The sequence below is a fragment of the Micromonospora sp. NPDC047730 genome (assembly GCF_043204765.1).
Classification (GTDB): Bacteria; Actinomycetota; Actinomycetes; order Mycobacteriales; family Micromonosporaceae; genus Micromonospora.
This window is the reverse complement of the sequence record NZ_JBIDCU010000019.1, coordinates 47509-60398: the sequence shown is the minus strand read 5'-3', so window position 1 is coordinate 60398 and position 12890 is coordinate 47509. Positions and strand designations below refer to the sequence as shown.

Sequence of the window (12890 nt, the reverse complement as noted above, 5' to 3'; positions counted from 1 at the left end):
TGCCGGCCGGCCCTTCCGGGCCCTCGCCTTCCTCCGGGCCCCGAGCTGCCGGCGGTACGGCCACCGGCTCACGCCCACCGAGCCGCCGCCGCGGCCGACTGCGCCAGGGTATTGACATCCGACACGTTCGATATACGGTCAAGGCCGTAATGCGGCCCCTTGATGGTGGGCAGGAAACCGTCGACAAGCCGCGAATCCTCCTTCCGCCACCGCTCCACGGAGGTCGACTTGCTCATACCGATGCGGAAACTGCACCTGGCCATAGCGGCCGGTGTCCTCATGGCGTCAACGGGTAGCGGGGCTCTCGCCGCTGCGCCGGCCCAGCCGCTGACCGTGGACTCGGTCGTGCGGAATGGTGGATTCGAGGATCCTGCCTCGGCCACTGCAATTCCGGGCTGGACCCAAAGATACGGGACGGGCGGCTTCAGCGTTGTCGCATCGCCGACGCGCGGCGGGTCGCAGGCGCTGTCCATGGAGGATCCCAGCAACACCGGCCAGTTTGGCCTGCTCAGCGACCCGGTGCCGGTGATCGCTGACCAGAGGTACGACTTCGGGGCCTGGGTGCTCGTCAAGCGCGGCATTCCGTCGATCGTCGTCTACTACTACGACGCGGCGGGGCGGCAGCTGTCCAGCAGCACGCACCGCATCTACTACGGCGACCCGACCGCCTGGGCCTGGGAAGGGGTGACCGCGACAACCCCCGCGGGGACGGCCACCGCCCGGATCCTGCTCTACTCGTCCACCGCCGATGTCACCAGCGTCACCTGGGACGACGTCACGTTCCGGCGCGCTGTGCCGCGGACCGAGACCTCCATCGGGCACCCGGTGGTGGCCGCCAACATCCTCGACACCGCGTACGGCGTGGGGCCCGACGGTCGCGAGGAGATATACGCCGTCACCACGGGTACGCCCGCCCGGTTCGAGGTGATCGACGTAGCGTCCGGCGATCTCAGGCACGCGGTCTCCCTGCCCGCTGGCGCACAGGGATCATGGACGGTCATCACCGGCGGCGACGGCTCGGTCTACGTCGGTGCCTACAACGACGGGGCGCTCTACCGCTGGTCGCCGTCGACGGCGAAGCTGGAGTCGCTGGGCCGGGCCACCCCGAACGCCCTGTACCTGTGGGACCTGGAGGTCGACGAGAACGGCATCGTCTGGGGTGGCACCTACCCGAAGGGTGAGGTGTTCAGCTTCAACCCCGCCACCGGTGACTTCACCAGCTACGGCAGCGTCTCGGACGAGGCGTACGTGCGCAGCGTCGCCGTCGCCGACGGACTCGTCTACGCCGGCCTCGGCAGCTCGAAGCCGCGCATCGTCGTGCTCGATCCCGGCACCGGAACCCGGCGCACCATCGAACTCCCCGCCGAGCACCGCGACAACGAGTTCGTCTACTTCCTCGACATCCGGGACGATACGATGTTCGCCCGGGTCACCCCGGGCAACCACCTGCTCGCCTACGACCTGAAGCGAGGTGAGTGGGCCACCGATCTCGGGCCGACCTCGTTCGGCAGCGTGTCGGAGCCCGGGCCGCGACGGGACGTCTACTACATCGACGCGGCCGGTGAACTGCGTGCCTACAACCTCACATCCGGCCAGGTGCGGGGGACGGGCATGAAGAACCTCAAACCGGCGCGGGACTTCGGCTGGGTGCACCTGGGCAGCGCGGACTTCCCGGGCAACACGCTCGCGTTCATGTACCAGACCGGCGAGCTGGCTCTCTACAACCCGGTGACCGGAAAGCACGACATCCGCCAGGCCGACGTGGAGACGGCACCGATCAAGATCCAGTCGATCGGCCGCGGACCCGACGGTCGGATCTACACCGGCGGTTACATGTACGAGGGTGTCTCCGCGTACGACCCGGCAACGGGGACCACCGAGCAGCTGCCGCGCGGGCACGTCGGGCAGGTCGAGGGGATGCTGGCCCACGACGGCGACCTCTACCTCGGGACGTACACCCGGGCCAACCTGTACCGGTACGACCCGACCCGGCAGTGGGACGGCACCACCAACCCCGAGCACATCGGCGCCCTGGAGCACCTCGAGCAGGACCGGCCGTTCGCCTGGGCGTCCGTGGGTGACCGGGTGGCCTTCGGCACCGTCCCCTCCTACGGCAAGCTCGGCGGGGTGCTCGGCCTGTACGACCCGCAGACCGGGGAGCTTGTCACGCACCGGGATGTCGTTCCGGGCCACAGTATCGTGTCGCTGGCCGCGGCGGGCCAGGTGCTCTTTGCCGGCACCTCCGTCCACGGTGGGCTGGGCTCCACGCCGACGGACCGGACCGCGAAGATCTTCGCCTGGGACACCACCCGCGACGCCAAGCTGTGGGAGATCACGCTCAGCCCGGAGGTCGAGGCCGTGACCGCCCTGACGGTCGCCCCGAACGGCAACCTCTGGGCGATCGACATGGGTCGGTTGTACGAGCTGGACCCGGCCACCGGCCAGGTGCTGCGCAAGACCCAGCTCACCCCGTACCTGTGGCAGGGGGCCGCCGTCTGGGTCAGCGCGGACCTCGAGTTCGCCGAGGACGGCACCCTGTACGCGTTGAGCCGGGGCAACCTCTTCCAGATCGATCCGACGACACTGGAGCCACGGAGGTTGGCCAACGGGATCACCAACTACACCTTCGCCCGTGACGGGCACACGTTGTACTACACCCGTTCCGACGAGGTGTTCCGCCTCAGCCCTGAGGCAGACTCCGCCGGCTGATCTGGACCGCCGGGCCGCTCCGGCGACCAACCGCGATCGGGTCGGGAGGTTCTGCTTCCCGACCCGATCGTCGCGCCCGGCGAACCCGTCGCCGGCAGCCACGGTCGAGTAGCCGGTGGCTCGACCGGCCGCCGGTCACTCGGCCAGGACGGCCAGGATCTGCTCGCCGTACTTGGCGAGCTTGTTCTCGCCGACGCCGCTGACCTGGGACAGCTCCGCCAGGGACGCCGGCGCGTCGGTGGCGATCTGTCGCAGCGTGGCGTCGTGGAAGATCACGTACGCCGGCACGCCCTGCTCCTTGGCGGTGGCGGCGCGCCAGGCGCGCAGCCGCTCGAAGACCCCGGCGGCCGCCGGGGACAGGTCGGCCACGACGGTGGCCGCCCCGCGTGGCTTGGCCGCCCGGGGCGAGGCGACCCGCTCCGGCTCGCGCCGCATCATCACCGTGCGGCGGCGGCCCAGCACCTCCGCGCTGGCCTCGGTCAGGGCCAGCGTGCCGTAGTCGCCCTCGACCGCCAGCAGCCCCTCGGCCAGGAGCTGGCGCACCACGCCGCGCCACTCGGCCTCGCGCAGCTCGCCGCCGATGCCGAACACGGTCAGCGAGTCGTGGCCGTACTGGGTGACCTTGTCGGTCGTGCGGCCGAGCAGGATGTCGACGCAGTGCCCCGCGCCGAAGCGCTGGTTGCGTTCCCGGTCGAGCCGGAACACCGTGGAGAGCAGCTTCTGCGCCGCGACGGTGCCGTCCCACGACTCCGGCGGGTCGAGGCAGGTATCGCAGTTGCCGCAGGCGGCCGTGGCCTGCTCGCCGAAGTAGTCGAGCAGTTGGGCGCGGCGGCAGCGGACCGTCTCGCAGAGCGCCAGCATCGCGTCGAGGTGGGCGGCGAGGTTGCGCCGGTGGGCGAGGTCGCCCTCCGAGGTCTCGATCATCTTGCGCTGCTGCACCACGTCCTGCAGCCCGTACGCCAGCCAGGCGGTCGACGGCAGCCCGTCCCGCCCGGCGCGGCCGGTCTCCTGGTAGTAGCCCTCGACGGACTTGGGCAGGTCGAGGTGGGCGACGAAGCGGACGTCGGGCTTGTCGATGCCCATGCCGAAGGCGATGGTGGCCACCATCACCAGGCCGTCCTCGCGCAGGAAGCGCTGTTGGTTTCGCGCGCGGGTCGCCGCGTCCAGGCCGGCGTGGTAGGGCAGCGCGGCGATGCCGTTGGCGGTGAGGAACTCCGCCGTCTTGTCCACGGAGGCGCGGGACAGGCAGTAGACGATGCCGGCGTCGCCGGGGTGTTCGTCGCGCAGCAGGCCCAGCAACTGCTTGCGGGGCTCGCGCTTGGGCACGATCCGGTACTGGATGTTGGGCCGGTCGAAGCTGGCCACGAAGTGCCGGGCGTCGGTGAGCTTCAGCCGGGTGGCGATCTCGGCGCGGGTCGCGCTGGTCGCGGTGGCCGTGAGCGCGATCCGGGGCACGTCCGGCCAGCGTTCGTGCAGCATCGACAGGGCGAGGTAGTCGGGGCGGAAGTCGTGCCCCCACTGCGACACGCAGTGCGCCTCGTCGATGGCGAACAGGCCGATCCGGCCCCGGTCGAGCAGCTGCTGCACCGGGCGGGTGCCCAGCGCCTCCGGGGCGAGGTAGAGCAGGTCCAGCTCGCCGCCGACGAACGCCCGCTCCACCGCGCGGCGGGCGTCGAGGTCCTGCGTCGAGTTGAGGAAGCCGGCCCGCACGCCGACCGCGGTCAGCGCGTCGACCTGATCCTGCATCAGCGCGATCAGCGGCGAGACCACCACCGCCACGCCGTCACGCACCAGCGCCGGGATCTGGTAGCACAGCGACTTGCCGCCACCGGTCGGCATCAGCACCAGCGCGTCACCACCGGCGACGACGTGGTCGATCACCTCCTGCTGGAAGCCGCGGAAGGCGTCGTAGCCGAACACCCGGCGCAGCGTCTCCAGGGCGTCGGAGGTGCGCAGGTCGGTGGGGGAAGCCATCCGGGGATTCTACGAACCGCCCCCGACACCCGGCGCACCCGAGCGCACGCGCCGCGCCACGACGGCGTCACGGGGTAGCGGTGCCATCCGGCCGACGGCGCCGCGATCTTGCACTTTATGCCATCGGATTGCGTGATAGGCCCGATATGCCGGGGCGGCACCTGCAAGATCGCCGTGCCGTCGGCGGGGCCCGGGCCCGTGGTGGCACGGCTGCCCGGCCGTGCCTTCGCGCGTACGCGCCTGACCGCTGTCGGCACGGGCGCGCTGACGAGGGATAGAGTCGCAGATCGACCAGTCGCGGTCACACCCGACCGCGCCACCCGTGGGGAGCAGGCAGTGAACGAGGCGCGGACACCCGAGGCTCGGGTCGCCGAGGACCCGACACCGACGGAGTCGGACACCACCCTGGTGGTGGTCACCGGCCTCTCCGGTGGTGGTCGCAGCACGGTCGCCCGGGCGCTGGAGAACGTCGGCTTCTACGTGGTGGACAACCTGCCCCAGGCGCTCATGCTCGACATGGCGGAGCTGGCGTTCAAGGCCGGCGGGGCGGCCCGGCGCACGGCAATGGTGCTGGACGTGCGCTCCCGCGCCTTCTCCACGGACCTGGCGGGGGCGATCCGGGAGCTGAAGGAGCGCGGCTTCTCGCCCCGGGTGGTGTTCGTCGACGCGGACGACGAGGTGCTGATCCGGCGGTTCGAGAGCGTCCGCCGGTCGCACCCGTTGCAGGGCGACGGGCGGCTCGCCGACGGCATCGCGGTCGAGCGCGGCCTGCTGGAGGAGGCCCGCGACCAGGCCGACGTGATCATCGACACCAGCCACCTGAACGTCAACCAGCTCCGCCGCCGCATCGAGGAGTTGTTCGGCGGCGAGGACACCCGCCGGTTGCGGGTCACCGTGCTCTCCTTCGGCTTCAAGTACGGCCTGCCGCCGGACGCCGACTTCGTGCTCGACGCCCGTTTCCTACCCAACCCGTACTGGGTGCCCGAGCTGCGCGAGCACACCGGCCGGGAGGAGGCGGTCAGCTCGTACGTGCTGGGGCAGGAGGGCGCGGACGCCTTCGTCGCCTCGTACGCCGACCTGGTCAACGCCACCACCGCCGGCTTCGAGCGGGAGGGCAAGCGCTACCTGACCGTCGCGGTCGGCTGCACCGGCGGCAAGCACCGCAGCGTGGCCATCGCCGAGGAGTTGGCGGCCCGGCTGCGTCAGTCCGGCCTGGCCGCCAACGCCCAGCACCGCGACCTGGGGCGCGAGTGACGGCGACGCGGGTGGTCGCCTTCGGCGGCGGGCACGGCCTGTCCGCCTCGCTGCGCGCGTTGCGCCGTTGCGCCCCCGAGCTGGACCTGGACATCACGGCGGTGGTCACCGTCGGCGACGACGGCGGCTCCAGCGGCCGGCTGCGCGCCGAGCGGGGCGGCCTGCCCCCGGGCGACCTGCGGCAGGCGCTGGTGGCGCTCGCCGGGGACCACCCCGCCACCCGGCGCAGCGCCGGCCTGTTCCAGCACCGCTTCGCCGAGGTGCCGCCGCCGGGCTCCGAGGACCCGGCCCCTGGGCGGGGCGACGGGCTGGCCGGGCACGCGGTGGGAAACCTCGTGCTCTGCGGGCTGATGGAGCTGCTCGGCGACCCGGTGGCCGCCCTGGAACACGCCGGCGCGATGCTCGGCGCGGTGGGCCGGGTGCTGCCGATGTCCTGCGAGCCGGTGGACATCGAGGCGCGGGTGCGCGGCGCCGACCCGACCCGGCCGGACGAGGTGCGTACGGTCACCGGCCAGCACCAGGTCGCGGTGACCACCGGCCGGGTGGAGTCGCTGCGGCTGACCCCGGGCGCCCCGCGGGCCTGCCCGCAGGCGGTCGCCGCGATCGGCGCGGCGGACTGGCTGATCTTCGGGCCCGGCAGCTGGTACACGAGCGTGCTGCCGCACCTGCTGGTGCCGGAGTTGGCCGCCGCCGTCGTCGCCAGCCCCGCGCGGCGGTTGGTGACGCTGAACCTCGCGTCGGAGAAGGAGACGCTCGGGCTCTCCCTGGCCGACCACCTGGCCGCGTTGCGCTGGTACCTGCCGGAGCTGAAGGTCGACCATGTGGTCGCCGATTCCAAGGCGGCGGGTGACCCCGAACCGGTCGAACGTGCGGCAGAATCGCTGGGTGCCCGCCTGGTCCTCGCTCCCGTCGCGGTCACCGACGGCACTCCCCGTCATGATCCGGCCGCCCTGGGCGCCGCACTGGTGCCTGTCCTGGGCGCCGATCGTTAGACACGTACGTAATCTCCGGCGACACGCCGGAACAGGTCCGTGAGGGGACGCACAATGGCGATGACGGCTGCGGTCAAGGACGAGCTGAGTCGGGTCGACGTGCCCAAGCCCTGCTGTCGGCGGGCGGAGATGGCGGCGCTGCTGCGCTTCGCCGGCGGGCTGCACATCGTCTCCGGTCGGGTGGTGGTGGAGGCCGAACTCGACACCGGGGCGGTGGCCCGCCGGCTGCGGCGGGAGATCGCCGAGGTCTACGGCTACCCCAGCGAGATCCACGTGCTGGCCTCCGGCGGCCTGCGCAAGGGCAGCCACTTCATCGTGCGGGTGGTCAAGGACGGCGAGGCCCTCGCGCGGCAGACGGGGCTGCTCGACGTCCGGGGCCGCCCGGTGCGGGGCCTGCCACCGCACGTCGTCGCCGCGAACGTCTGCTGCGCGGTGTCGGCCTGGCGGGGCGCGTTCATGGCGCACGGCTCGCTGACCGAGCCCGGCCGCTCCAGCGCGCTGGAGATCACCTGCCCCGGCCCCGAGTCGGCGCTGGCCCTGGTCGGCGCGGCCCGCCGGATCGGCATCACCGCCAAGAACCGCGAGGTGCGCGGGGTGGACCGGGTGGTGGTCAAGGACGGCGACGCGATCGCCGCGCTGCTCACCCGCATCGGCGCGCACTCCAGCGTGCTGGCCTGGGAGGAGCGCCGGGTCCGCCGCGAGGTCCGGGCCACGGCGAACCGGCTGGCCAACTTCGACGACGCCAACCTGCGCCGCTCGGCGCGCGCCGCGGTGGCCGCCGCCGCCCGGGTCACCCGGGCGCTGGAGATCCTCGCCGACGACGCCCCGAACCACCTGACCTCGGCCGGTCAGCTGCGCCTGGAGCACCGGCAGGCGTCGCTGGAGGAGTTGGGCGCACTGGCCGACCCCCCGCTGACCAAGGACGCCATCGCCGGCCGGATCCGCCGGCTGCTGGCGCTGGCTGACAAGCGGGCCCGGGACCTGGGCATCCCGGATACGGAAGCGGCCGTCACGCCCGACATGCTCGTGGTCTGATAGGACGGTGAGGGTCGGCGGCGCCAGTGGGATCACCACCCGGCGCTGCACGGCGCCGCACGCTCGGATAGGGTCGCTGCGTACGGCAAGGGGGCCGGCACAGGCACTCCTCGCCGTGCACACCGCCTCGGGCGGTCAGGTCCTTCGAGACCGCGGCGGGGTGGCCGAGATGAACCGTCAACGGCCGGCTCCAACGGTCGGCGCACACACCTCCGCCGGCCCGGGTCTGACGCCGGCGGACCAGAACGCAAGGAGATGGGACCTGTGACCATCCGGGTTGGCATCAACGGCTTCGGCCGGATCGGCCGCAACTTCTTCCGGGCAGTGCTGGCGTCCGGCGCTGACGTCGAGGTCGTGGCGGTCAACGACCTGACCGACAACGCGACGCTCGCCCACCTGCTCAAGTACGACAGCATCCTCGGCCGTCTCCCGCACGAGGTGAAGGCCACCGCCGACGAGATCACCGTGGGCGGCAAGACCATCAAGGCGTACGCCGAGAAGGACCCGGCGAAGCTGCCGTGGGGCGAGGTCGGCGCGGACGTGGTCATCGAGTCCACCGGCTTCTTCACCGACGCCACCAAGGCCAAGGCACACGTCGACGGCGGCGCCAAGAAGGTCATCATCTCCGCCCCGGCGAAGAACGAGGACGTCACGGTCGTCATGGGCGTGAACCACGACCAGTACGACCCGGCCAAGCACACCATCATCTCCAACGCCTCGTGCACCACCAACTGCCTCGCCCCCATGGCGAAGGTCCTGCACGACACGTTCGGCATCCAGCACGGCCTGATGACGACGATCCACGCGTACACGCAGGACCAGAACCTCCAGGACGCGCCGCACAAGGACCTGCGCCGGGCCCGCGCCGCCGCGCTGAACATCGTGCCGACCTCGACCGGCGCGGCGAAGGCGATCGGCCTGGTGCTGCCGGAGCTGAAGGGCAAGCTGGACGGCTACGCGCTGCGGGTGCCGATCCCGACCGGTTCGACCACCGACCTCACGGTCAACGTCAACCGGGAGACCACGGTGGACGAGGTCAACGCCGCGCTGAAGGCCGCCGCCGAGGGCCCGCTCAAGGGCATCCTGGTCTACAACGAGGACCCGATCGTCTCCGCCGACATCGTCACCGACCCGGCGTCGTGCATCTTCGACGCGCCGCTGACCAAGGTCGTCGGCAACCAGGTCAAGGTCGTCGGCTGGTACGACAACGAGTGGGGCTACTCCAACCGCCTGGTCGACCTGGTCAAGCTGGTGGGTCAGTCGCTGTGAGCATCCGTACCCTCGACGACCTGCTCGCCGAGGGGGTGTCGGGTCGGCGCGTGCTGGTGCGCGCCGACCTGAACGTCCCGCTCGACAAGCAGACCGGTGACATCACGGACGACGGCCGCATCCGGGCCGTCCTGCCGACGCTGGGCGCGCTTGTCGAGGCCGGCGCGAAGGTGGTCGTCTGCTCGCACCTGGGCCGCCCGAAGGGCGCTCCCGACCCGCAGTTCAGCCTCCGTCCGGTCGCCGGGCGGCTCGGCGAGCTGCTCGGGTCGCGGGTGCACTTCGCCACCGACACCGTCGGCGAGTCCGCCCGCGCCGCCGTGGAGGCGCTGGCCGGCGGCGAGGTGGCGCTGCTGGAGAACCTGCGCTTCAACAAGGGCGAGACCAGCAAGGACGACGCCGAGCGGGGCGCGTTCGCCGACCAGCTCGCCGCCCTCGGCGACGCGTACGTCGACGACGCGTTCGGCGCCGTGCACCGCAAGCACGCCAGCGTCCACGACGTGCCGGCGCGGCTGCCACACGTCGCCGGCCGGCTGGTGCTGCGCGAGGTGGAGGTCCTCTCGAAGCTCACCGGCGAGCCGGAGCGGCCGTACGTGGTGGTGCTCGGCGGCTCCAAGGTCTCCGACAAGCTCGCCGTGATCGAGGCGCTGCTGCCGACGGTCGACCGGCTGCTCATCGGCGGCGGGATGTGCTTCACCTTCCTGAAGGCGCAGGGCCACGAGGTGGGCTCCTCGCTGCTGGAGGAGGAGATGGTGGAGACCTGCCGCAACCTGCTGGAGCGCTCCGGGAACAAGATCCTGCTCCCGGTCGACGTGGTGGCCGCGGACGCGTTCGCCCCGGACGCCGCGCACGACACCGTGCCGGCCGACGGCATTCCCAGCAAGCGGGTGGGTCTCGACATCGGGCCGGAGACGGTCGCCGGGTTCGCCGCCGCCCTCAAGGGCGCGCGGACGATCTTCTGGAACGGCCCGATGGGCGTGTTCGAGATGCCGGCGTTCGCCCACGGCACGCGCGGGGTCGCCGAGGCGATCGCGAAGGCCGACGCGTTCACCGTGGTCGGTGGCGGTGACTCGGCGGCGGCGGTCCGCGCGCTGGGGCTGGACGAGTCCGCTTTCGGGCACATCTCCACCGGCGGTGGCGCCTCTTTGGAATACCTGGAGGGCAAGACCCTCCCCGGCATCGCGGCTCTGGAGAACTGATGGCGAGCGCCACCCGCCGGCCCCTGATGGCCGGCAACTGGAAGATGAACCTCAACCACCTCGAGGCCAACCTGCTGGTGCAGAAGCTGGCGGCCAGCCTGACCGAGAAGCAGCTCACCGACGTGGAGACGGTGGTGCTGCCGCCGTTCACCGACCTGCGTACGGTGCAGACCGCCGTCGACGGCGACAAGCTGCTGCTCGGCTACGGCGCGCAGGACCTGTCGCCGCACGCGTCGGGGGCCTACACCGGCGACATCTCCGGCCCGATGCTGGCCAAGCTGGGCTGCACGTACGTGGTGGTCGGGCACTCGGAGCGGCGCGCCTACCACCACGAGGACGACGCGATCGTCAACGCCAAGGTGCAGGCGGCGCTGACCCACGGGCTCACCCCGATCCTCTGCGTGGGGGAGGGGCTCGACGTCCGGGACCGGGGCACCCACGTGGCGCACTGCAGCGACCAGCTCGACGGGGCCCTGAAGGGGCTGACCGCCGAGCAGGTGGCGAAGGTCGTGGTGGCGTACGAGCCGGTCTGGGCGATCGGCACGGGCAAGACGGCCACCCCGGAGGACGCGCAGGAGGTGTGCGAGGCGGTCCGCCAGCGGCTGGCCGAGTCCTTCGGCCAGGACACCGCCGACCAGGTCCGGGTCCTCTACGGCGGCTCCGTCAAGTCCTCCAACGTCGCGGCGATCATGGCCAAGCCGGACGTCGACGGGGCGCTGGTGGGCGGCGCGAGCCTGGACGCCGAGGAGTTCGCGAAGATCTGCCGGTTCCCGGAGCACATCGCCCGCTGATCGCTCGCTATCCTTGACTCCGCCCGTCCGTCGGTCGGTGCCACCGTGCCCGATCTGCCCGGGCGAGGATCGTAACGAGAGGACTGACCCCAGCCATGCCGATCTGGTTCGCATACACGTTGATCGTGTTGCTGGTCATCACGAGCATCCTGCTGACCATGCTGATCCTGCTGCACCGCGGTAAGGGCGGCGGGTTGTCGAGCATGTTCGGTGGCGGCGTCAGCTCCAGCCTCGCCGGGTCGTCGGTGGCGGAGAAGAACCTCGACCGCTACACCGTCCTGGTGGGCATCGTCTGGTTCGCCTGCATCGTCGGGCTCGGGCTCTGGCTGCGCCTCCAGACGACCAGCGGCGTCGTCTGAGCGCCGTCTGGTCGTACAATCTGCGCGCGGTCCGTCACTGACGGGCCGCGCGCAGTCCGTTTCACCCGCTGCACCGCGTCGCCCGCCGCCCCCTCCGCGGCGGTACCCCTCCCGACGACAGGAGCGAGCAGCCGTGCCGAGTGGCAACGTCATCCGGGGCACCCGCATCGGGTCCGCCCCCGAACGCCGCGCCGAGCGCTACCAGCCGGTCCCGTGCCGGGCGGTCACCTACTGGTGCCGCAACGACCACCACACCGAGATCCGCATCGCCGCCGACGCCGAGGCCCCGGAGGTGTGGGACTGCCCGCGGTGCGGCCTCCCCGCCGGGCAGGACGCGCAGAACCCGCCGGGCCGGGCCCGGCCGGAGCCCTACAAGACCCACCTGGCGTACGTGAAGGAGCGGCGCAGCGCCGAGGAGGGGGAGGCCATCCTGGCCGAGGCCCTCGCCGACCTGCGTCGCCGCCGAGGCCGCCCCGCCGCGCTGTAAGGAAGGGCCCCTTGTTAACGCTATGCGTTACAAGGGGCCCTTCCTTACACGCTCAGCGCAGGCTGCGCAGGCGGGTCGGCACGTCGGCCGCCGCCGCCCGGTCCAGCAGCCAGAGCGTACGACCCGTACCCTGCACGCCGGCCGCCGGCAGTTGCACCGGCCCCGCCCCGGCCAGCGCCATGCCGACCGCCCGGGACTTGTCGGCGCCGCTGGCCACCAACCAGACCTCCTCGGCGGTGTTGATCGCCGGGAGGGTCAGGGTGGTCCGCACCGGCGGGGGCTTCGGGCTGCCCCGGACGGCGCTGACCGGCCGGGTGTCGTGGTGCACCGGGTGCTCCGGGAACACCGACGCCACGTGCCCGTCCTCGCCGACGCCCAGCATCAGCACGTCGAAGTGGGGGAGCGCGGCGTGGCCGGGACGCGCCGCCCGGGCCAGCTCCTCGGCGTAGCGGGCGGCCGCCTCCTCCGGATCCGGCCCGGCCGGCCCGTCGGAGGCGGGCATCGGGTGGACCCGGGCCGGGTCCAGCGGCACCACGTCCAGCAGGGTCGCCCGGGCCTGCGTCTCGTTGCGCTCCGGGTCGCCGGCGGGCAGGAACCGCTCGTCGCCCCACCAGACGTCCACCCGGGACCAGTCCACGGCGTCGCGGGCCGGCAGCGCCGCCACCGCCCGGTGCACCGCCGCGGCTATCCGCCCGCCGGTCAGCACCACCGACGCCTGGCCCCGCTCGGCCTGCGCGTCGAGCAGCTTGACCACCAACCGGGCGGCCACCGCCTGGGCCAGCAGGTCGGCGTCGGCGTGGACGGCGACACTCGCCTCACTCATC

At 72.2% G+C, this 12890-nt stretch carries 12 protein-coding genes; 9 read left to right on the top strand and 3 right to left on the bottom strand.

Annotated features, from left to right (window positions below):
* Nucleotides 1-68 precede the first annotated feature (68 nt).
* Nucleotides 69-236 carry a hypothetical protein gene (locus tag ACGF5G_RS30095; RefSeq protein WP_393268933.1) on the bottom strand — a complete coding sequence of 56 codons (168 nt, stop codon included), beginning with the start codon at nt 234-236 and terminating at the stop codon, nt 69-71.
* A gap of 235 nt (nt 237-471) precedes the next feature.
* On the opposite strand from ACGF5G_RS30095, the gene ACGF5G_RS30090 reads away from it, so the two are divergent.
* Nucleotides 472-2709, top strand: a complete 2238-nt coding sequence (locus ACGF5G_RS30090; RefSeq protein WP_393268931.1) for a hypothetical protein — start codon at nt 472-474, stop codon at nt 2707-2709.
* A gap of 135 nt (nt 2710-2844) precedes the next feature.
* Here the strand turns inward: ACGF5G_RS30090 and recQ are convergent, their stop codons facing one another.
* The gene (gene recQ / locus ACGF5G_RS30085) at nt 2845-4683 is read right to left on the bottom strand and encodes a DNA helicase RecQ (protein WP_393268928.1); all 1839 of its coding nucleotides are present in this window, start codon (nt 4681-4683) and stop codon (nt 2845-2847) included.
* 336 nt (nt 4684-5019) lie between these two features.
* Here recQ and rapZ point away from each other — a divergent pair, with 336 nt between their 5' ends.
* The 8 genes from rapZ (at nt 5020) to ACGF5G_RS30045 (ending at nt 12066) form a co-directional block, all read left to right on the top strand.
* Nucleotides 5020-5937: an RNase adapter RapZ gene (gene rapZ / locus ACGF5G_RS30080; protein WP_393268925.1), complete on the top strand. Its 918-nt coding sequence runs from the start codon at nt 5020-5022 to the stop codon at nt 5935-5937.
* The gene (gene yvcK, locus ACGF5G_RS30075; protein WP_393268922.1) at nt 5934-6929 is read left to right on the top strand and encodes a uridine diphosphate-N-acetylglucosamine-binding protein YvcK; all 996 of its coding nucleotides are present in this window, start codon (nt 5934-5936) and stop codon (nt 6927-6929) included. The genes rapZ and yvcK overlap by 4 nt, the downstream gene beginning before the upstream one ends.
* A 54-nt stretch (nt 6930-6983) precedes the next feature.
* On the top strand, nt 6984-7964 hold the full coding sequence (whiA, locus tag ACGF5G_RS30070; RefSeq protein WP_067304387.1) for a DNA-binding protein WhiA: 981 nt from the start codon (nt 6984-6986) through the stop codon (nt 7962-7964).
* Between the two features lie 264 nt (nt 7965-8228).
* Nucleotides 8229-9233, top strand: coding sequence for a type I glyceraldehyde-3-phosphate dehydrogenase (gene gap / locus ACGF5G_RS30065; RefSeq protein ID WP_393268919.1), 1005 nt, complete (start codon nt 8229-8231; stop codon nt 9231-9233).
* Nucleotides 9230-10429 carry a phosphoglycerate kinase gene (locus ACGF5G_RS30060; protein ID WP_393268917.1) on the top strand — a complete coding sequence of 400 codons (1200 nt, stop codon included), beginning with the start codon at nt 9230-9232 and terminating at the stop codon, nt 10427-10429. The genes gap and ACGF5G_RS30060 overlap by 4 nt, the downstream gene beginning before the upstream one ends.
* Nucleotides 10429-11220: a triose-phosphate isomerase gene (tpiA, locus tag ACGF5G_RS30055; RefSeq protein ID WP_357456816.1), complete on the top strand. Its 792-nt coding sequence runs from the start codon at nt 10429-10431 to the stop codon at nt 11218-11220. Before ACGF5G_RS30060 ends, tpiA begins: the two co-directional genes overlap by 1 nt.
* A 95-nt stretch (nt 11221-11315) precedes the next feature.
* The gene (gene secG, locus ACGF5G_RS30050) at nt 11316-11579 is read left to right on the top strand and encodes a preprotein translocase subunit SecG (RefSeq protein ID WP_393268914.1); all 264 of its coding nucleotides are present in this window, start codon (nt 11316-11318) and stop codon (nt 11577-11579) included.
* 133 nt (nt 11580-11712) lie between these two features.
* Nucleotides 11713-12066: an RNA polymerase-binding protein RbpA gene (locus ACGF5G_RS30045; protein ID WP_393268912.1), complete on the top strand. Its 354-nt coding sequence runs from the start codon at nt 11713-11715 to the stop codon at nt 12064-12066.
* Between the two features lie 52 nt (nt 12067-12118).
* Here the strand turns inward: ACGF5G_RS30045 and pgl are convergent, their stop codons facing one another.
* Nucleotides 12119-12889: a 6-phosphogluconolactonase gene (gene pgl, locus ACGF5G_RS30040; RefSeq protein ID WP_393268910.1), complete on the bottom strand. Its 771-nt coding sequence runs from the start codon at nt 12887-12889 to the stop codon at nt 12119-12121.
* Nucleotide 12890: the final 1 nt, after the last annotated feature.

Coding starts and splice junctions, on each gene's coding strand:
- ACGF5G_RS30095 (WP_393268933.1), bottom strand. CDS start 236: ATGAGCAAGTCGACCTCCGTGGAGCGGTGGCGGAAGGAGGATTCGCGG.
- ACGF5G_RS30090 (WP_393268931.1), top strand. CDS start 472: ATGGAGGATCCCAGCAACACCGGCCAGTTTGGCCTGCTCAGCGACCCG.
- recQ (WP_393268928.1), bottom strand. CDS start 4,683: ATGGCTTCCCCCACCGACCTGCGCACCTCCGACGCCCTGGAGACGCTG.
- whiA (WP_067304387.1), top strand. CDS start 6,984: ATGGCGATGACGGCTGCGGTCAAGGACGAGCTGAGTCGGGTCGACGTG.
- tpiA (WP_357456816.1), top strand. CDS start 10,429: ATGGCGAGCGCCACCCGCCGGCCCCTGATGGCCGGCAACTGGAAGATG.
- secG (WP_393268914.1), top strand. CDS start 11,316: ATGCCGATCTGGTTCGCATACACGTTGATCGTGTTGCTGGTCATCACG.
- pgl (WP_393268910.1), bottom strand. CDS start 12,889: ATGAGTGAGGCGAGTGTCGCCGTCCACGCCGACGCCGACCTGCTGGCC.